Source organism: Candidatus Babela massiliensis (assembly GCF_000513475.1).
GTDB lineage: Bacteria > Babelota > Babeliae > Babelales > Babelaceae > Babela > Babela massiliensis.
Window position 1 is genome coordinate 216395 of the sequence record NC_023003.1, and the last position, 22214, is coordinate 238608.

Annotated in this window: 11 protein-coding genes; 6 read left to right on the plus strand and 5 right to left on the minus strand. The window is 31.2% G+C overall.

The genetic code is table 11. The annotated features are described in order from the left end of the window. Positions 1 to 5: 5 nt before the first annotated feature. A complete protein-coding gene (locus tag BABL1_RS00995) occupies positions 6 to 1430 on the minus strand; it encodes a S41 family peptidase (RefSeq protein ID WP_023791250.1) in 1425 nt (474 codons plus the stop codon). A gap of 190 nt (positions 1431 to 1620) precedes the next feature. On the opposite strand from BABL1_RS00995, the gene BABL1_RS01000 reads away from it, so the two are divergent. Together BABL1_RS01000 and BABL1_RS01005 are read left to right on the plus strand one after the other, a co-directional pair. Beyond that, the gene (locus BABL1_RS01000; RefSeq protein ID WP_023791252.1) at positions 1621 to 2229 is read left to right on the plus strand and encodes a superoxide dismutase; all 609 of its coding nucleotides are present in this window, start codon (positions 1621 to 1623) and stop codon (positions 2227 to 2229) included. Between the two features lie 28 nt (positions 2230 to 2257). Continuing rightward, positions 2258 to 3067, plus strand: coding sequence for a superoxide dismutase (locus tag BABL1_RS01005; protein ID WP_023791254.1), 810 nt, complete (start codon positions 2258 to 2260; stop codon positions 3065 to 3067). A gap of 61 nt (positions 3068 to 3128) precedes the next feature. Here BABL1_RS01005 and BABL1_RS01010 read toward each other — a convergent pair whose 3' ends face one another. From BABL1_RS01010 to BABL1_RS01020, 3 genes are all read right to left on the minus strand, one after another. After that, positions 3129 to 8453 (minus strand): beta strand repeat-containing protein, encoded by a 5325-nt coding sequence (locus tag BABL1_RS01010; protein ID WP_044601155.1) that lies wholly within the window; start codon positions 8451 to 8453, stop codon positions 3129 to 3131. Between the two features lie 295 nt (positions 8454 to 8748). Then, a complete protein-coding gene (locus tag BABL1_RS01015; protein ID WP_023791258.1) occupies positions 8749 to 15402 on the minus strand; it encodes an immunoglobulin domain-containing protein in 6654 nt (2217 codons plus the stop codon). 147 nt (positions 15403 to 15549) lie between these two features. Continuing rightward, complete coding sequence (locus BABL1_RS01020; protein WP_023791260.1) at positions 15550 to 15801, minus strand: hypothetical protein; 252 nt, start codon at positions 15799 to 15801, stop codon at positions 15550 to 15552. A gap of 318 nt (positions 15802 to 16119) precedes the next feature. Here BABL1_RS01020 and lysS point away from each other — a divergent pair, with 318 nt between their 5' ends. From lysS to cmk, 4 genes are all read left to right on the plus strand, one after another. Beyond that, positions 16120 to 17655, plus strand: a complete 1536-nt coding sequence (gene lysS / locus BABL1_RS01025) for a lysine--tRNA ligase (protein WP_023791262.1) — start codon at positions 16120 to 16122, stop codon at positions 17653 to 17655. A 22-nt stretch (positions 17656 to 17677) separates the two neighbouring features. Continuing rightward, positions 17678 to 19429, plus strand: a complete 1752-nt coding sequence (recJ, locus tag BABL1_RS01030; RefSeq protein ID WP_023791264.1) for a single-stranded-DNA-specific exonuclease RecJ — start codon at positions 17678 to 17680, stop codon at positions 19427 to 19429. Between the two features lie 27 nt (positions 19430 to 19456). Then, positions 19457 to 19969 (plus strand): hypothetical protein, encoded by a 513-nt coding sequence (locus tag BABL1_RS01035; protein ID WP_023791266.1) that lies wholly within the window; start codon positions 19457 to 19459, stop codon positions 19967 to 19969. 144 nt (positions 19970 to 20113) lie between these two features. Continuing rightward, positions 20114 to 20782 carry a (d)CMP kinase gene (gene cmk, locus BABL1_RS01040; RefSeq protein WP_023791268.1) on the plus strand — a complete coding sequence of 223 codons (669 nt, stop codon included), beginning with the start codon at positions 20114 to 20116 and terminating at the stop codon, positions 20780 to 20782. 403 nt (positions 20783 to 21185) lie between these two features. Here cmk and BABL1_RS01045 read toward each other — a convergent pair whose 3' ends face one another. Beyond that, complete coding sequence (locus tag BABL1_RS01045; RefSeq protein WP_023791270.1) at positions 21186 to 21653, minus strand: hypothetical protein; 468 nt, start codon at positions 21651 to 21653, stop codon at positions 21186 to 21188. Between the last annotated feature and the right edge of the window lie 561 nt (positions 21654 to 22214).

Here is a 22214-nt window from a genome sequence, read left to right on the forward strand (position 1 = left end):
ATACTTTAATTTATATATTCAATTAAAGTTTTATCTCCAATAAAACTCTTACTTAAAAATTTAAGTGAATTTTGGCGAGTACATAGCTTATTTGATTTTCTAAGACCTAAATCTAAAAGTAAAATTAAATTAGCAGCTGCTTGAATCTGACAATCATTTTTTATAAATTCTATTTTCTTTTTAAAATAATCTTTTTCTTGGTTATCCAATTTTACCTTTTCATTTAAATTTCTACGCTCTTTACCGTAAATTTTATGTAACAATTTCAGGTCGTTACTTGGTGGAAATTTTTGATCAATGTAAAAATCTGGTTCTATACCTTTACAATCAATAGATTTGTTATCAGGTAAATAGTAAAGAGAAGTAGTTAACTTTAAAGCACAATCATTTGAAATTGGTATAACTTCTTGAACAGATCCTTTACCATAAGACGTAGTACCTAATAAAAATATATGAGGATTACATTTATCTTTTGACAAATTATTACATGAATAAGCCCTTAACGCCCCTGCAAGAATTTCAGCAGCAGAAGCTGTAAAATCATTTATAAGTATTATTATCGGCATATCTTTAATTATCTTTTCTTTTGAAGTATATAGCTCTTCTTGAATTTTCTGATTTTTGTCTTTGGTAGATACTATTAGTTTATCTTTACCTAAAAAAAGAGATGCACAATCAACTGCTGATGTTAAAATTCCTCCTGGATTATTTCTTAAATCTAGTATTAGACCTTTAGGATTTTTTAAGTTAATTTTCTTTATAAAATTTTCTAATCTCTGAGCTGTTTTTTCAGAAAACATAGATAACGCAAGATAAGTAATATTTTGATTTCTAAAATGATACCCTGCCAAGTGCTCTTCTTTAACAATATCTCTTTCCACAACTATAGTTATAACACTTTTAGAATCTCTTAAAATAGTTAATTCAACAGGGGAGTGCCGTTTTTCTGCTTTAAGTAATTTAACAGCGTCATCTACAGTTAAACTATTGACCGGTTTGCTATCAATCGCAATTATTTTGTCAAATTTCTGTAATCCCTTATTATAAGAAGGACTATCAGGTATAACTTCTAGTATAGTTAAAAATTCATCATCGGGTCGCTTAGGCCCTAAGACTACTCCTATACCATAAAATTCCCCTTTGGTAGATTTAATTAAATCATTATAATCTTTAGGACCTAAAAATCTAGAATGACTATCCTTTTTTACAAAGGCATCTAGAGCTTTAATCATAGAATCATCAAATCCAATAGGATAATAAGATTTAGAATTAACTAAATGTAAAGTTTCAATCATAGAATTAGCCCAAGATTCAATTTGATCTGTAAAACTTTGATGCACGGCATCATTAGAAATAATTAAATTATTATATAAAGAACCGATAAGTAACAATATCAAGAACTCTCTATAAAATCTTGAAAATTTTTTCATATTAATAACTCCAGAATAATTTTTAACACACTTGCAAGATGCTTTAAAATTAAAATAATTTATTGCATTATACTTATATTGAGTTATTCTTTGTAAAGAATTTGGATATTATCTTTATATTATTGAGTTAAATAACATAAATAATGTAAAATAGATAATAAATAATATATTTAAAATTTTTAGGATTACTATGTTCAAATTACCCCAATTACCCTATTTCTATGATGCACTTGAACCTTATATCGATGCCAAGACTATGGAAATACACTATACAGGTCATCATCAAGCTTATGTAAACAATCTGAATGCTGCTTTACAGAACCATCCTGAACTGCAAAATTTATCACTAGAGGATTTGATCACAAATCTTGATAAATTACCAGAAAAAATAAGAACCGAAGTAAGAAACAATGGCGGCGGTCATTTGAACCATTCAATGTTTTGGACAATGATGACAAAAAATAGTTCTTTAGAACCGGTAGGTCAACTTGAAACCGAAATCAAAAAAATTTGGGGCACGTTTGAAGCTTTTAAAGAAGAATTTTCAAATACTGCAAAAAAAGTATTTGGTAGCGGATGGGCTTGGCTAACCTTTGATAAAGCTGGAAAATTAATTATTACTTCAACACCAAATCAAGATACCCCAATATCTCAAGATTCGCAACCTATATTAGGACTTGATGTTTGGGAGCATGCATATTATCTCAAATATCAAAATAAACGAGTAGATTACATTCAAGCATGGTGGAATGTAATAAATTGGAAGCAAATAGAAGAAAATTACAGAAAGTATGCTTAATAGCATACTTTTAAAAAAGGAGGTAAACATGTCAAAACGTAATATAATAACTTTAATATTTATAGTTACTATAAAAACTATACTAACAGCCATATCATTTAATTCGTTTACAAAAAAAGAGACTGTAAAAGATATAATTCATGAGAATAAACACGAACAAGTAAATCTAAACAATAATAATACAACAAAATTACTTGAAAAAAAGGTTAATGGTAAGTTTGTTCTACCACCATTACCATATAAATATAATGCATTAGAGCCTTATATTGATGCTAAAACAATGGAGCTCCATTATACTAAACATCATCAAGCATATGCAGATGGACTTAATAAAGCTCTTGAAAAGCATCCTGAATTAAAATCTATGTCTGTTGAAGAATTAATAACTCACTTAGATACAGTACCTCAAGATATAAGAACTGAAGTGAGAAATAATGGCGGTGGGTACTTAAATCACTCTATGTTTTGGCTTATGATGAGTCCTCATTCAGGGGAACCTAAACCAGAATTAGCTAAAGCCATTAATAAATCTTTTGGAAGCTTTGGTAATTTCAAACAACAATTTAATGAAACAGCAAAGAAGGTATTTGGAAGTGGATGGGCTTGGCTTTGCCTTGATAAAGAAGGAAATTTAGTAATTACTAAATCAAAAGACCAAGATAATCCAATAACAAATGGTTATGAACCTATATTAGGGCTTGATGTTTGGGAACATGCTTACTATCTTAAATATCAAAACAAAAGATTTGAATATATAGATGCTTGGTGGAACGTAGTTGATTGGAATCATATTGAAAACAATTATAAAAATGCTGTAGATAAAATTAGTAAAAAATAAATAATCTAATAAAATAAAAGATAAAGAGTTGATGTCAACTTCAACTCTTTATCTTAAATATCTAAGAACAATACTTAGAGGCAATAGCATTACTTAAAGTGCTAGAAACTCTTACGTTTACATCAACTGTGTCACTAGCTGTAAAACCATAAACGTCAGTTACCACAACTCTATAAGTACCAGAATTTAATATGGTTGCATTATTAATAACAAGCGTTTGATCAGTTGATATCAACTGACCAGAAGTACTTCTGGTAACCGCTGGTCCAAACCATTGATAGGTATATGGAGCTTGACCATCTTTTGTTTCAGCTGTTAATGTTATTGTTTGCCCTTCTCTAACATTTAGAGTATTTGAAATTATATCTACACTTAAATTATCTATAACTACTTCTACTTCTTCTGTTGATTTATTACCATTGGCATCTGTAACTATTAATGTATAAATACCGCTATTTAATATACTTGCATTATTAATAGTTATAACCTGATTATTAGATGTAAAACCATTAGGGCCAGTCCATTGATATGTTAATGGTCCTTGACCACATACTATATCAGCTCGTAAAGTTATAGATGATCCTGGAGCCACTACTGCAGGAGTTGGTGTTATTATAATTTTTACTGCTTCTAAAGTTACTTGAGCTGAATCAGATCCTTTACAACCATGACTATCTGTTACAGTTACTTGATAAGTACCTATATTTATATCACTTGCATTATCTATGCTTATACTTTGATCATTTGAACTAAATCCATTAGGGCCTGTCCATAAATAAGTATATGGGGCTACTCCTGATGATACATTTGCTGTTAAATTTATCGTCGATCCAGTACACACCGCTAAAGTTGATGGAGATATTGAGACTAATATATCACTAACAGTTACATTAAAAGTACTTTGCGCTGAACAACAAACATTTCCTGTTGAATCGCAACTTGTTACTTTAACTGTGTATGTTCCTGAATTTTCTGCTTGAGCATTCATTATACTTATACTTTGAGTATTTGATGTAAATTCATTAGGCCCTGTCCATAAATAAGTATAGGGTGCTATTCCTGATGTTACATCTGCTGTTAATGTTATTGTTGATCCAGAACAAATCGTGGCTGAACCTAATGATTCTGTCAGATTATTAGCATTTAAACTGGTTACTATTACATTAACCTCATTTACTGTCACTTCAGCATTTACACTCACTTTATTTGCATTTGAATCAGTTACTGTAACTCTATAAGTTCCCGAATCGCTAAGAGTTACACCTGATATAACTAATGGATTTGAAGTATAGATATTTCCATTTGGCGCTAACCATTGGTAACTATAATTTTCACTACCTCCAGATACATCGGCTGTTAATATCAAATTATTACCAGAACAAAGAGCAGCTGAGCTTGGACTTATTATTACTGTTAAAGTATCACTTACGGTCAAATTTACAGAAGTAGTAGAACTACAATTATTACTATCAACTACTGTAAATTGATAAATTCCTGAATCCTCCAGATTCGCATTATTAATATTTAAAGTAGAACTTGTACTTACGATATTTCCGTTAAATATCCATTGATATGATATATATTCACTACTTCCTCCGCTTACATTTGCTGTTAAGGTTATATTTTCACCTAAAGATACTATAGCTGGATTTGGCGTTATATTTACTGATAGACTATCATTTACAGTTAATGTTATGGAACTGCTAGCTATACAACCATTGAAATCTGTCACCATTACTTGATATGTTCCGGCATTAGATAAGCTTGCATTTGGTATAATTAATGGATTATTTTTTTCCATAGAACCATTTGGCAATATCCAACTATAAGTATATGGCATTGTTCCACCAGACGCATTTGCTGTTAATGTAATAGTTGATCCTGAACATACTGGATCTTGATTCGATAAAACATTTACCGTTAAAGATCCCACATTAATAACTGCAGAACCTAAGCCTGTACAACTATTGAAATCTGTTACTGTTACTTGATACGTTCCAGTATCTGATAAAGTTGCATTTGGTATAATTACCGGATTAACTGTTGATGTAAATCCATTAGGACCTGCCCAACTGTAACTATATGGTGCTGTTCCTCCACTTACATTAGCTGTCAAAGTTATTGTTGATCCTATGCACACTGAATCTGAATCTGGCAATACATTTACTGTTAAAGATCCTAAATTGACAATTGATTCATCAGTTCCACTACACCCATTAGCATCTATTACTGTTACTGTATATGATCCGGCATCATCAAAAGTTGCATTTGGTATAATTACCGGATTAACTGTTGATGCAAATCCATTAGGACCTGCCCAACTGTAACTATATGGTGCTGTTCCTCCACTCACATTAGCTGTCAAAGTTATTGTTGATCCTAAACACACAGAATCTATGTCTGGTAGAGCTGTTACAATAACTGTATCTACTATTAATTGAGATGTTGCCATTCCTGTACAACTATTTGCGTCAGTTACTATAACTGTATATGTTCCTGCATCTAATGAACTTATATTCGATCTAGTTGCTGGATTACCGGTAAACGAATATCCATTAGGACCTATCCATTGATATGTATATGGAGCTATTCCTGATGTTACCGTTGCTGTTAATGTTAAATCTGATCCAGAGCATACTGTAGTTGTACTTGGACTTACACTTACATTTACTGTATCTACTGTTAATATTGTTGTTGAACTTGCCTGACATCCATTACTATCAGTAACCGTTACTTGATAAGTTCCTGCATTGTCATTAGTAGCATCATCTATTGTTAAAGTTGAACTATTTGTTCCAATAGGCATTCCATTAAATGTCCAAGCATATGTTGTATAAATACCACTTCCACCTAATGGTATTGCTGTTAATGTTAGATTAGAGCCAACGCAGACAGAAGCCGGATTAGGTGTAATAGTCACAGTTGGATTATTGTTCACTGTTAATGTTACTGAAGAGCTTGTTCCTGAGCATATATTACTATCAGTCACCGTTACTGTATATGTGCCTGCATCAGCTGAAGTTGCATTTGATATCACTAATGGATTTGCAGTTGATGTTCCCGTTGGCGTTACCCATGAGTAGCTGTTATAACTTCCGCTTCCTCCAGATGCTGTTGCTGTTAATGTTATATCGCTTCCTAAACACACTGATGCTGGATTTGGTGTTATTGTCACTGTTGGGTTAGAATTTACCGTTATTGAGACTGAGTTTGAAGTTCCTTGACAAGGGTTACTATCTGTTACTATCACTTGATATGTATAAGTACCTGCATCTAAGTTATTTATTGTATAAACATTATCAGATGTTGTAACCAATAAACTTCCATCTTGATACCAATCATAAGTATAAGGTGAAACCCCACTTGTTACATTTGCTGTTAATGTTATTGATGCTCCCTGGCATATCACAGTCGAACTTGAATTTAATGTCACAGATACTTGATCTATTGGTATTGTAAAAGAACTTGAAGTAGCATTACAAGTAGTCGTTGTATCAGTTACTGTCACCTGATATGATCCATCATTTGTACCAGGTATTATATCATTTACTGTTAAGGTTGAACTATCTGTTCCAACATAGCTACCATTTAATGTCCAAGCATAGCTATATGATCCTGATCCGCCACTTACATTTGCTGTTAATATTGTACCTCCACCATAACATGCTGTTACTGGATTTGAACTTATCGTCACTACAGGATTAGGATCTACTGTTATACTAATTGTAGAAGCTGTACTACAAATAAATTCATTATCTGTAACAATTAGATCATAAGTACCACTTGTTGATATATCATCTATAATTGCCGGATTTCCTGTATACGTATAGCCATTAGGCCCAGACCAACTATAACTATAATTACCACTGCCTCCAGATACTTGAGCACTTAACTGTACATTAGTTCCAGCACAAACTGTACTTGAAGGGCTAGCTGTAATCGATTGTATATAAGTTACCGATACATCAATAGATTGACTACCTACACAGTTATTACTATCTGTTACAGTCAATGTATAAGTCCCTGCACTGGATTGAGTAGCATCGGTTATTGTATACGATAAACCTGTTCCTACTTGAGTAGTTCCCTGAGTCCATACATAACTACTATAATTACCAGTTCCACCCGTAACACTGCCTTGAAGAGTTAAATTCGTACCTGTACAAGTAGATGCCGGATTAGGATTTATCGTAACAACTGGATTTAATTGTACTGTATATCCTTCAACAAAGCCTTGATCGCCCACTGCTTGAAATCCAGTAACTGCTAGAAACAATTTATCTTGAGTAGTTAATGGAGAAAATGCCGAATTCTGAATATATCCCTCTACAAAATAAGTATCAATTAGCGTAAAAGCTCCGGAACTTGTATCAACTTTAAACATAAAAATATTAGGAGTGCTAGAAGTATTACTAAGACCAGTTACAACTGCAAATACACTTCCATCTGGTGTAACTGGTGAAAATGATACTGAATAAGCATTTTCCGGAATATTACTAGTAAAGGGACTACCAGTAACCGGACTTAATAATCCACTTGAACTAACAGTGTACATATAAACCAACCCAGAATCACTACTATTATAACCAGAAGCTGCTAAAAATAAAGTCCCATTTGGCATTGTAGAAAATGCTACAGAAGTCATTGTTATTGAAGATAAATTTTGCGTTGAAGTAGTCGAAACAGCCCCAGTTGTTGTATCTATTTGATACACATAAATATATTCAGGGCCAGCAACAGCAGCGAATAATTGATTATTATTCAGCTGTGAAAAAGTAACTAAATTAGATTGTGCTACAGTACTAGCAGAACCAGTCTGGGTTGCTGTAGGAAGACCACTTGAATTGGCCGTTAAAGAATAAATTAAAATTTGTGCGCTACTATACTCAGTAACAGCAAGGAAAACCTTATTAGATATAAAAGGTGAAAATGCTACAGAGGAAAGATTATTAGCTAAATTAAGCGTTAAATGATTCGAAGAATAAGTACCAGAAGAATCCATAGTATATACATAAACAGTACTATCAGAATAATTAGCAATAGCAGCATAAGCATTATTATAAGGATCTAATGGAGAATACGACATTGAGATAGGATTAATCCCTGACGATATAGTTGAGGCCGAATTAGTAAAATTTCCATTAGTTGTACTTACATTATATAAAGTTATATTTCCATTATCACTACCTCCCACATTTCCAAGATTACAAACTCCAGCAAACAATTGACCAGATGACATTATAGGCGAATAGACCACAGAAAAGGGGCTAGTTCCACCGCTACTAATATTATTAGGATTAATTAAAACTCCCTCGGTACAAGCAGCATATAATATATTATTAATGTTTATAAATAAAAATAACATATAAAAAAAGACTTTTTTCATTATTTTTGATCGATGCTTCACTTTATTTTTCCTCTTTTTAATAAATATTTAACTGCTATTTTATTATAAAAAATAGCAAAATTAATTTATATTTATGCTATTTTAAAAACAAAATTTACCAAAGTGTTATTAAGGTTTACAAAATTAGTAATAATTCCGTCAAGCAATAAATAAATTAACAACTATTTTATTTAAAACCTATTAACTAAAAGCTTTTAAAGTTAATTATGATAAAAAATGAATAAGAACTTATTGAAATAAGTTCTTATTCATTTTTTATCATTGAGCTTATATATCAAGAACAATACTTAGCGGAAATAGCATTACTTAAAGAACTGGTAGTTCTTACAGTAACATTAACAGAATCACTTGCTGTAAAACCATAAGCATCTGTCACTACTACAGTATAAATTCCTGAATTTGCTGTTGTTGCATCATTAACAATAAGGATTTGATCAGTTGATATCAACTGGCCAGAAGTACTTCTGGTAACTGCTGGCCCAAACCATTGATAAGTATATGGCGGTTGACCATCTTTTGGCTCTGCTATTAATACTATTGTTTGACCTTGACGAATATTTAAAGTATTTGAAATTATATTTACACTTAAATTATCTAATATAACTTCTATAGTGATTGTTATTATATTACCATTGACATCGGTTACTGTTAATGTATAAGTTCCTGTATTTAATACATTTGCATTATTGATAGTTATTATCGGGCTATTAGATGTAAATCCGTTTGGACCTGTCCATTGGTAGATAAATGGCCCTTGACCACATACTATATCAGCTCTTAATGTTATAGATCCACCTTCTTCTACTACCGGAGTATTTGGTATTACTGAAATTAGCAATGGCTCTATATCAATTACTGATGAACTGGTAGAGCTGCAACCGTTACTATCAGTTACTGTTAAAGTATAAGTACCTGCTTGAGAAGCACTTATATTATTTATAGTTATATCTTGAGTAGTCGCTGTAAATCCATTAGGCCCTGACCATTGATATGTATATGGTGATATACCTCCTATTACATTACTTGATAATGTGATATTTGATGCCGGACACACGGCTATTGATGAGGGAGTTATTGATACTTCTATATTATTTACTATTACTTGAGCAGAACTTTGTCCTATACAACATACTTGTCCTGTTTCATCACAACTAGTTACAACTACACTATATGTTCCTGAGTTTATTATTTGAGCATTTGGTATATTGATTATTTGCTCAGTTGAGCTAAATCCATTAGGCCCTGTCCATTGATATGTGTATGGTGGATTGCCTGATATTACTTGAGCTGTTAATGTTATTGTCTGACCTTGACATATTGTTTGTGTTGCATTTAATAGGTCTGATCCTGATATTATATTTACATCTACTTCATTTACTGATACTTGACTAGTATATGAAGCTTGATTGCCATTAGAATCTGTAACAACAACTCTATAAGTTCCTATATTTGAAGAAGAAACACTATTAACCACCAAAGGATTGCCAGTAAAAGTTTCTCCATTAGGCAATGTCCACTGATAACTATAGTCACCACTGCCGCAATTAGCTATTGCTGTTAATGTTAAAGTATTGCCTGTACACAGTATAACTGCGTCGGGATCTATCACTACTGTCAGCATATCGCTAACTATTAAATTAACACTAGAAGTAGAACTGCAATTATTACTATCAGTTACTGTAAACTGATAAATTCCTGAATCCGTCAAATTGGCATTACTAATACTTAAGGTAGTACTTGTACTAACTATGTTTCCATTAAATATCCATTGATATGATATATATTCACTACTTCCACCAGTTATATTTGCCATTAAAGTTATATTTTCACCTACACATACTATCGCTGGATTTGGCGTTATATTTACTTGAGGACTATCATTTACTGTCAATGTAACCGAACTATTAGCTATACAACCATTACTATCAGCAACTATTACTGTATATTGACCTTCTGCTGATGCACTTGCATTGTTAATAGTTAAAGTCGAATTTGTACCAATTACACTACCATTAAATAACCATTGATAAGTATAAAAACCACTACCACCACTTGATATTGCATTTAAAGTTATACTAGATCCTGTACATACTGTCGCTGGATTAGGATTTATCACTACACTAGGATTATTATTTACAGTCAATTGTGCATTTGAACTTGCTTGATTGCCATCTGAATCTGTTACGATAACACTATAAGTTCCTGAATCACTAGATGTTGCACTTGATACAACTAATGGATTTCCAGTATATGTACTTCCATTAGGCAATGTCCATTGATAGATATAGCCACCGCTACCACAACCTGCTGCTGCTGTTAATGTCACTGATCCTCCAGAACAAATAGCTGTAGAACTTGGATTTATAGCTACCACTAAAGTATCGCTAACTATTAAATTAACAGAGGCTGTCGTTTGACAGCCTTCAGTATCGGTTACAGTTAAACTGTAAGCCCCCGAATCGGATAAACTTGGATCTGCTATAGTCAAACTAGAGGTTGTACCTATAACATTTCCATTAAACAACCATTGATATGAATAATCTCCAGAACCCCCTGTAGCACTACCTAATAAAGTTATGTCAGTTCCAACACAGGTAATAGCAGGATTAGGTGTAATTGTTACAAGTGGATTATCATTGACTAGTAAATTAGCAAATGCATATGCTTGATTGCCTTGACTATCTGTTACTGTCACATTATATAAACCAGAATAATCTGCAGTAACATTCAATAATGTTAAAGGATTTTGAAATGAAGTATAACCATTAGGACCTGACCAGCTATAACTATAATCACCGCTTCCACAACTTGGATAAGCAGTTAACGTCACATTACTATTACTACAAACTAAAGAAGGACAAGCAATCGCTTCAACTTGTATATTCTCATTAACTGTCAAAATTATCGAACTGCTAGCTTGACATCCATTACTATCAGTTACGATTAAAGTATAATTACCTGCACTTGAACTATCAGGATTAACTATGGTTAAGGTTGAACTAGTTCCAATTTCAGTCCCATTAAATACCCAAGAATAAGTATAAGTTCCACTACCCCCTTTTGCAGTTCCTGTAAAAGTTATATCGGTCCCAACACAAGTAATAGCAGGGTTTGGGGTAATTACTAATGTAGGGTTAGGATTAACAATTACATTACTAGAAGCCTGAGCCTGAATTCCACTAGAATCCGTTATTGTTACAGTATAAGTTCCAGCCCCTGCTGATGTAAGATTAGGTACAGTTATAGTAGAACCTGTTGCAGTAAAACCATTAGGTCCAGTCCAATTATAAGTATAGCTATCATTACCACAAATAATATTGGCTGTTAAAGTCACATTTCTACCAATACACGAACTTACGGTCGCAGGACTTACAGTCACAGTCGGATTTGAATTTACCGTTAATGAAACTGTATTAGAGCCTGAACAACCAGTAACACTATCTGATACAGTTAATAAATAGCTACCTGTATCAGATAAAGAGGCATTATTGACAATTAATGTTGAACTCGTTCCAACAATTGTACCGTTTAAGGTCCATTGATAAGTATAAGAACCACTTCCGTTTGAAACATTACCTATTAAAGTTATATTAGAACCTTGACAAACAGTAGCTGGACTAGGAGATATAGTTACTACCGGATTGTTACTTACTGTTACAACCAAATTAGGGCTAGCACCTGAGCAACCGTTTGAATCTGTTACAGTTACACTATAATTACCCGACTGATCTATACTGGAACCATCTATAACATAAGTACTGCTATTGCCAGGTTGAACCACCCCATTGTAACTCCACTCATAATTATCATAAACTCCACTTCCTCCAGCCGCTTGAGCGGTTAAAGTTATACCTGTTCCTAAACATGTACTATTTGATGGACTAGCCAATATCGTTACAGAAGGAGAATTGCTTGAAGTTATAACTTGTGAAACCAGATCACTGGTACATCCAAGAGCATCGGTTATTGTTAATGTATAGGTTCCTGCATCTGAAACAGTAATTGTATCACTGCTTGAAACAAAATTATTAGGTCCTGTCCAACTGTAAGTATATGGAGCTATACCAGAAGTAATATTAGCATCTAATGTTATAGACGAACCTTGACATATATTTGTAGAGCCTGTATCTGATCTTATAGAAAAATTTATTACGTCTACAATAACTCTTGAAGAACTACTTGCTTGACAACTACTAGCATCTGTTACCGTTACAGTATACAAACCTGTCATATTTGAGGCAATATTAGATATAGTAATAGAATTACCAGTAGAAGTATAACCATTTGGACCAGTCCAAGAATAAGTATAACCAGAACTACCACTGGCAGTTGCAGTTAATGTTACATTTGATCCAACACAGACTAAACTATTAGTAGGAATTACACTGACGCTTAAAGAACCTACACTTAAAAAAACTGCTTCATTTCCAACTATATTACCATCAGTATCAGTTACAACTAAAGTATAAATACCTCGATTTTGAACTGTTGCTGGAGATATAGTAATCGTTTGCGTATTAGCAGTATAACTATTAGGCCCGGTCCAACTATATGTATAATTAGATTCGGTCCCACTTAATATATTACCTGTAAAAGTAATTGAACCATTATTGCAAACGCTAGCAGGAGTAGGACTTATCAAACACTGATTAACCTGATAAGTTGAGGCATATGCATACTGACCACTGGCACCTAAAAAAAGTTGCCCTTGAGAGCTTATAGGTGAAAATGCTATAGCCCAACCATTGGCAAATCCTGAACTGTTAGTCACTAATGAACTAGTTCCTAAATATCCTAAAGAACCACTAGTATCAACATTATATATCAAAACTGAACCAGATGAAGAACCACCTTCATTAACCACTGAAAGAAATAAACTACCTTCTAACGTTATAGGTGAAAAGGATAAAGCCCTAGGACCAGTTCCACCAGAAGTATTTGCAGCAAGCGTTAAAGCTCCTGTGGTTTGATTTACTTGGTATATTGAAATAGAATTATCAGAATAATTAGCAGAAGCTAAAAAAAGCTGTCCTGACGGTGTTATTGGTGAAAAAACTACACCATAAGGACTTGAAACTGTTTCGCTTGATACTTCTGTTAAACTGCCATTTGTAGTATCCACATTATACACAAAAATAGTATTATTTTGAGTATCAGCAATTGCTAAAAAGAGATCACCGCTACTAGTAATAGGAGAAAAATCTGTCCATTGAGATGTGCCAATCGTAGGTAGTCCACTAGTAATTGGGGTAAAAGAACCAGTATTAGCATTAACTCTACATAAATAAACACCCGCCCTACCTACTACTGAAGCAAAGAAATATTCATCAGATCCTGTCGAAAATGATGGAGAAAACGAAATAGAGTTAGGTGAAAAAGAAAGACCACTTATACTTGCCAATGACGAAAGGCCTGAAGAAGTAACTTGATACAAGGAAACTGAATTTGAAGCATAATTACATACACCAGCAAACAAATTACCCGACTGAGTTATATGAGAAAAAGAAACTGCTACAGGGCTTATACCAGTACCAGAGCTATTTATCTCAGAAAAACCACCTGTATAGGGATCCACTTGATAAAGATGTACTCTTGCACCTGGATAATCAGTAACAGCTGCAACCATACCAAAACTTGTAACTGGAGAATAATCAAATCCATATGTGGAACCTCCAGCAATTTCTCCCGTACTATTATATAATGAACCTCTAGCACACGTTCCATTTAAACATTGAGTAACAACATAAGTTGAAACGTATTGAAAATTATCACTAGCGCCTACAAAAAGCATACCTTGGGTACTTATGGGTGAAAAAGAAACAGCTCCTGATAAGGCGCCCCCTAATGAACTTCTGACTAATGCTTCATTTGCTCTAAGAGTTAAAGATTCAATTGAAAAATTAACCTGATAAGTCAAAATAGAAGGTTCATTAGAAGTACCTTGATTAACCGCTGCAAGCAATAAAGTATCGCCCATCAATGGTGAAAATGCTACAGATGTAGGAGAAGTTCCGCCCGATACGCTTTGCCAAAGATTTGCTATACCTGAATCCTGATTTACTTGATAAAGAGAAAGTGTACTATCTCCATAATTAGCAGAAGCCAAAAAAAGCTGTCCTGATGATGTTATTGGTGAAAAAGCTACACCATAAGGGCTTGAAACACTTAAATTTGAAGTTTCTGTTAAACCACCACTTGTAGTATCTACATTATATACTGAAACAACATTAGTCCCTGAATAAGCAATTGCTAAAAAAAGATTATTTCCGCTAGTCACTTGAGAAAAATCTACCCATCTAGGATTGCTACCACTAGAAATACTAGGAATACCACTAGTAATTTGAGTAAAAGTTCCAGTATTGGCATCAACTTGGTATAGATAAATAGCACTAGTACCATCAGAATTATATCCAACTACGCAAGCAAAAAAATATTCACTAGTTCCTGAGGAAAATGATGAAGAAAATGCAATAGAATAAGGCTGAATAGCAAGACCACTAATACTTGTCAATGATGAAAGTCCTGAAGAAGTAACTTGATATAAAGAAACTGAATTTGCATTAGAATTACACACTCCAGCAAACAAATTACCCGACTGAGTCACCTCAGAAAATGAAACCGATATAGGCCTTGCACCTAAGCCTGTAACATAATTATTTATCTGAGTAAATGCACCCGTAGATTGATTAACTTGATAAAGGTACACTCTGGAATTTGAATAATCAGTAATAGCTGCAAACATTCCGCTACTTGTAACCGGCGAATAATCAAATCCATAAGTCGCTCCAAGAGCCAATGTTCCAGTAGCATTGGATAATGAACCTACTATTGAACCAAAGCTACAAGCGCCATTTAAAACTTCTACAGCTTGCATTATGAATAGCGTTATAAAAAGAAATATTTTTAAAACAAAATTAGACTTAACCATAAGCTTCCTTATTTGTATTGGGCTATTTATCAAATAATCAACATTAATATAATTTAAATTATCTCATTTGGAGAATAAATTTCGTTTTATAATATTGAAAAGTCTAATTTTAAGTCAATAATATTATAAAAATAATAACAATTGATTTCAATAAATTGAAAATAAAGAACTAATCACTATTCCAGCACCATTAACAGAATCAATTATGGTAAAACCATAAGCATGAGTATATAAGTCCCCGTATTTGATTCCTCTGTATTTTTTATCAATGGTTTGGTAAATATACAGAAATTGAACTACACTTAACTGCGCTATTAATTCTATTGTTTGACTTTGTCTAGTATTTAAAATATTTGAAATTATACCTATACTTAAATTATCGACAAACAATTGTATCATTGTCACTGTTTTACCAACATTGGTATTGGCTAGTGTTGTTATATAAATTATAGTTACTATTGGCTATACTACTATTTAAAGTCGAGGGTACACATTATTACGTATATAAAACCATCTAATTATATTATCAGATAAGAGATCATACGAAAATTAATATCAATTTTGATTTAAGCTATTTATTAAATATAAAGGCTTAATCATTATTATAAATAAAATATATAAATACTTATTTAGGGAATATTTTTAATGATATTTTTATGATATACTTAATTTTAAGGTTTTTATTCATATAAAAATAAATAAATTTAAAGGTAAATAATGAAAATCAAAGCATCTCCTAATATACAAAATCAAGAAGATAACCAATTAGAAAGAGATTTAGATTTGGTAAAACATGATTCTCAGGAACATGAAATTAGACTTGAAAAAGTTAAAGAATTAGAAAAGCTTTCAATCAATCCATGGCCAGAAAATCAAGAAATTAATTCTTCTATTAAAGAAATAAAAGATGAATTTGAAAAAAATAACATTGAAAACAAAGAATATAAAATAGCCGGTCGATTGATGTCTATACGTGGACATGGTAAAACTATATTTGCTGATATACAAGATAATGATAGATTACAAATCTATCTAAAAAGAGATAATTTAGGTGAAGACCAATTTAATCTGTTTAGTAAATTTATAGATCTTGGTGATATTGTTTGGATTAAAGGTACATCCTTTAGAACAAAAATGGGTGAAATCACTTTAGATGTTAAAGAATTTAAATTATTAAGTAAATGTCTACAACCGTTACCTGAAAAATTTCATGGTATTTCTGATATAGAAATTAAATATAGACAAAGATATCTAGATTTAATTACTAGTAAAGAAACAAAAGAAAGATTTATCAAAAGAAGTAAGCTAATAAGATCAATAAGAAACTTTTTAGATAATGATGGTTACATTGAAGTTGAAACACCGATGCTGCATCCAATTGCTGGTGGAGCTAATGCAAAACCTTTTATTACACACCATAATGCATTAAATAGTGATTTTTACTTAAGAATTGCACCTGAACTTTATTTAAAAAGATTAGTTGTAGGTGGCTTTGAAAAAGTATATGAAATAAACAGAAACTTTAGAAATGAAGGAATTTCTACAAGACATAATCCTGAATTTACTATGATTGAGTTCTATACGGCCTATAAAGATTATCATTTTGCAATGGAATTTACTGAAAGTATTTTAAGATATGCAGCTCAAGAAGTATCAGGAACCTTAGAATTACCTTTTGGCAATCATATTATAGATTTCTCTAAACCTTTTGAAAAAATAAGTATAAAAGATGCAGTTAAACTCCATGGAAATTTAACTGATAATGATTTAACTCAAGAAAATATCGATAAAGCAATTAGCAAATATAAGGTTAAACTTAAAAATACCAACGCTTCTAAAGAAGAAAAAATCTTTGCATTATTTGAAGAGGTTGCTGAACCTAAATTAATTCAACCAACTTTTATTATAGATTTTCCTATTGAGGTTTCGCCACTTTCAAAAAGAGATGCTCAAAATCCAGAGATTGCCTCAAGATTTGAGCTATTTATTGCAGGAATGGAAATTTCTAATGGATTTAACGAATTAAATGATCCCTTTGATCAAGCAAAACGCTTTGAAGATCAGTTAAAAGCACATGAAGGCGGTGATGAAGAAGCTCATCAATTTGATGCTGATTATATATTAGCTCTTGAATATGGCTTACCTCCAACCGTTGGAGTAGGAATAGGAATTGATAGACTTGCAATGTTACTTACAAATATAACATCTATTAAAGAGATCATATTGTTCCCAACATTAAAAAAATTAAAGTAATATAACTTAAATAGGCAACCTTATGGATCTTACAGATACAAATGATAAAAGTATAGAAAAAATAAATGGCATTAAGTACATTTGGCATTTACCTGAATTAAGAAGAGATAGCATTGTCAATAATGCTATCTCTTACAATATATCTTTTGGAATAATTCAAGCTTTACTCAATAGAGGCTATACATCAAAAGAATCACTTGATAATTATCTATTTTCAACATTTGAAAAAGATGTAGCTAATCCAGCTTTATTGAAAGATGCAGTTAAAGCAGTTGAAAGAATACTTCAAGCAATAAAAAACGGAGAAAAAATATTAATCTGTGGAGATTATGATGTTGATGGAATAACTTCATCGGCTATGATGATGAAATGCTTAGTTCCCCTTGGTGCTAAGATTAACTTCTTCTTACCAAATAGAGTAAAAGATGGCTACGGTCTATCAGCAAATACAGTCAAAAGAGCCGCCCAAAATGATTACAAAGTACTAATTACAGTTGATAATGGAACTACTGCCTTTGAAGCCGCTCAAGTTGCTAAAGAACTTGGTATCGATCTAATAATTACTGATCATCATAAACCTCATGATATTTTACCTGATGTTTATGCTCTTGTTAATCCTCATCAAGAAGACTGTAACTATCCATTTAAAAAATTTGCAGGTGTTGGGGTAACATTTAAAATACTATCTCTTTTATACCAAACTTTAGGAAAATCTCTTCCTGAAAAAGTCTATGAATTACTATTATTAGGAACTATAGCAGACGTAGTACCATTGACAGGAGAAAATCGATTCTGGGTACGGTATGGACTAAATCTTATAAATTCTGCTCATAGTTTACCTGTAAGGTTACTTAAAGAAAATGTTAAATTAAATAAAGAAAAAATTTCATCATCCGATATAGGATTCTTTTTAGCTCCACAAATTAACGCTTTAGGCAGATTAGATGACGCAAGACAAGGCGTTAGATTTTTATTGGAAGCCAATGAAGAAGAAGTACAACATGTAGCAATTATTCTTAAAGAATTTAATGAAGCTCGAAAAGAAATAGAGAAAAGAACTCTATCAGATGTAACTAAATTAGTTGAGAATAATCAAATTAATTTAGATCAAGAAAGAATAATAGTGGCACATTCAAAAGAATGGCAGCCAGGAGTAATAGGGTTAGTTGCGTCACGAGTAGTTGGTTTATATAATCGCCCGGCTTTGCTTTTTCATATCACTAATCAAAACCTTGCAAAAGGTTCTTGTCGATCTATACCTACTTTTAATATGTTTAATGCACTTAATGAAAATAAAGATCTTCTAATAACGTTTGGAGGCCATTCAGCAGCAGCTGGTCTTTCTTTAGAAAAAAGCAATTTACCAAAACTTAAAGATAAATTAGAAGAAAATATACGAAAACAGATTCCTGAATATGAGCCAAAACCTATATTAAAATTAGATGCTGAAATATTTACTAGTGAAATAAATAAAAAATTTATGCATGACTTAAAGTATATAGAGCCCTTTGGACATGAAAATAGTCAACCATTATTTTACCTAAAAGATGTCTCAATTATAGCAAAACCTACTTTATTAAAAGATGCTCATGTAAAATGCTTGATATTTTCTGAAGGTATAATAAAATCAGTCATATTCTTTAACAGACCCGATATTTATAATATACTGCTAGAAAATCAAGATAAAAATATATCGATTGCCGTTTATGTAACTGAAAATCATTTTAATGATCGTATTTCAATCGAATTTCAAGGAATTGATATTGCCCTATAATCTATTTAAAATTTTATGAGTAAAATCATGATAAAAGTCCTAATAAAATTTATATTTATAAATCTAATATTTATAAATATGCAATCTATGCACGTAGATTACCAAACAGTTAGTACTAATTTAATGCAACCAAAAAGTCTAACTGAATTATGCATTAAATGTATTATAGCAAATGATATAAACCCAATATATTTACCTCATCAAGAACTTAAAGAACTGATATATAAGTTAAAAAAAGAAATTATTTTAAATCGTATAAAAGCTTGTAAAGCTTATTCTGTTAATCTTAGTAATAATTACTGGAATAATTGGTATAAATCAATACATAATTTTAGAGATATTATGATTAGTACAAGCACTATCACCGTAATACCTATTATAACTCTTGCCTTAACAACAGAAATTTTACACCGATATCGTGCTATACCAAATGATATAAAAGGTAACCTTACCTATGCAACTTTAATATATATAACGCCAATTTACTTTTACTACACTATACCTATCGTCGATAAATTAATTAGTAATTATATACACTAACCTTAAAAATAAAATATTTCCAGTTAATTTCATTAAGATACTATATCGCTTAATAAATTTGACATTTATAATATAATGATAGAAAATCAAGATAATATATCAAATATCCAGTTTACTTGAATTTCAAGGAATAAATATTAATTTATGATTATAACCATAGATGGACCTGTTGCAAGTGGCAAATCTACTATTGCTCAGATCCTTGCAAAGAAACTTAATTTTTACTATATAAGTTCCGGATTACTCTATAGAGCACTTGCTTATATATTTTTGATAGAATGTGGATTAAAAGAAAGTGATTTAATTAATATTCCTTATCAGACAGTAAAAGATTTTTTTAATAGCAAAAAAATTGTATATTCTTATTTAGACCCTTTAGAAACATCTATAATTTTTAATAATACGGATATTACTAATTATCTTCAAGATAAGAGAATCGAGCAAGGCGCCTCTATAATTGGAAAAAACGAAGTAGTAAGAGACGCTATTAATGAGTACTTAAAATCTTTAGCAGATGACCATAATATAATTGTTGAAGGTCGAGATATCGGCACGGGTATGTTTACTAATGCAGATTTTAAATTTTATTTAACTGCATCTCTTTTAGAACGCACCAAAAGATGGCATGATGATATCAAAAGACATAATCAATCTCTTTCATTTGCTGAAAGTTTAAATTTAGTACAAGCAAGAGATAAGAGAGATGAAAAAAGATTAAAACCAGCTCCTGATGCAATCATAATTGACAATACTGGATTATCGCAAGAACAAACGCTTTCACTTATCTTAAGCAAATTACATAATCAACAATAATAAGTTTTATACTTAAATATTAAAATCTCTTTTTTTGCCTAAAATAGTTTCCATCTTTTCTGATAAACTGGTTTTTTAACTAAATTTTGATTGCTTAATATAATAATTTCATTAAATAAAGAATCGTCATATAGCTTTAATTAAATACTTCTTATGGGTATTAATATATCTTTATTTAGTTCTCTTTTATCCAATCTCTTAAAAAGCATTGCAATATTGTCAAATAGATTGATGTAATTTTGCATTAATTCTAAGAAAACATTTTTCTCATAAAAGCTAAACAATTTTTTAATTATCTAATCTAATTGATAAAAGCTCAAAAATATCATTGTGTTTAATATAAATCTTGATTGATTGTTCGAAAAAGATAAAATTAACTCAATAGGTAAAAATAACTAATTTTTTATAATTTACTAATCATATTTTTAATATCGTATGCTCTTCGTAATCTCTTTAGTACATCATAGTTATCCCAACCCTTTTTTATCTGCTTATATGAGAAATAAGTAGATGTGCCAAATGCTATTAAACCTATTCCTAGATTAAGTCTATAAGTAAGATTCTCAGCTATGCCTGCTCCACACTTAAAAATAAGAAATCCAAAAGCAATTCGTAGTAGACTTCTACTACCTAGCTTGTTTATATCTTTATTACATTGCTTTATAATACTATTAATGTCTTTTAATAGATTATCCTTTTGCTCTTTGCAAAACTCTAATTCACTAGATAAAATTCTTTTAACATCATTTACTTTTAGGTCTTGAATAGCTATTAATAAATTATTGTATTCAGCTTTATCTTGAACAGTATTTGTAAAAGCTGAAATAGAAAAAATACTAAATAACACTATAGTTAACAATACTCTTTTCATAATTTACACCTTAAAATCTTATGTCTAGCATTTTTACTTAATTATCAATATTAAATGATTTTATCTATATGTCAAAAATCTATAACATTTGACATATAGTTCTGATATAGTAAACTATTAGCATTTTATAATAATTTAATCTAATTTATATAAGCATTTGAATAAATTTAAAACAATAAAATATGAAAAGCAAAGTCAACCTAGAAGAATATCATAACATACTAAATTACTACAATATGCAAAATAATCAGCAAAGCAGTTCTTTGCCAAAGTATAGATATCCTATACCTATATTCATATTCTTATTATTTATATTGTTCAGTATAATAATTACCATACATTCAGTTTATGTATTTATTAAATAGGATATCGAACATAATATAAAGCTTAGTTACCAACTTCATTTTGCGAAGCTAAAAAATAAACATCAAGAATTCAAGGGATCTGCAAAAATATATAAAAATATTTTAAGAAAATATCCTCATGCAACAAACATACAAAGTCGATTAGCTGCTAATTATTTTTTGCGCTATCAAGAATACAAAAAAGAATTTGATGATA

What these genes read in the sequence shown, in the direction of transcription:
- BABL1_RS00995 (WP_023791250.1), bottom strand. Translation starts at nt 1,430, where the DNA reads ATGAAAAAATTTTCAAGATTTTATAGAGAGTTCTTGATATTGTTACTT.
- BABL1_RS01000 (WP_023791252.1), top strand. Translation starts at nt 1,621, where the DNA reads ATGTTCAAATTACCCCAATTACCCTATTTCTATGATGCACTTGAACCT.
- BABL1_RS01005 (WP_023791254.1), top strand. Translation starts at nt 2,258, where the DNA reads ATGTCAAAACGTAATATAATAACTTTAATATTTATAGTTACTATAAAA.
- BABL1_RS01010 (WP_044601155.1), bottom strand. Translation starts at nt 8,453, where the DNA reads ATGAAAAAAGTCTTTTTTTATATGTTATTTTTATTTATAAACATTAAT.
- BABL1_RS01015 (WP_023791258.1), bottom strand. Translation starts at nt 15,402, where the DNA reads ATGGTTAAGTCTAATTTTGTTTTAAAAATATTTCTTTTTATAACGCTA.
- BABL1_RS01020 (WP_023791260.1), bottom strand. Translation starts at nt 15,801, where the DNA reads ATGATACAATTGTTTGTCGATAATTTAAGTATAGGTATAATTTCAAAT.
- lysS (WP_023791262.1), top strand. Translation starts at nt 16,120, where the DNA reads ATGAAAATCAAAGCATCTCCTAATATACAAAATCAAGAAGATAACCAA.
- recJ (WP_023791264.1), top strand. Translation starts at nt 17,678, where the DNA reads ATGGATCTTACAGATACAAATGATAAAAGTATAGAAAAAATAAATGGC.
- BABL1_RS01035 (WP_023791266.1), top strand. Translation starts at nt 19,457, where the DNA reads ATGATAAAAGTCCTAATAAAATTTATATTTATAAATCTAATATTTATA.
- cmk (WP_023791268.1), top strand. Translation starts at nt 20,114, where the DNA reads ATGATTATAACCATAGATGGACCTGTTGCAAGTGGCAAATCTACTATT.
- BABL1_RS01045 (WP_023791270.1), bottom strand. Translation starts at nt 21,653, where the DNA reads ATGAAAAGAGTATTGTTAACTATAGTGTTATTTAGTATTTTTTCTATT.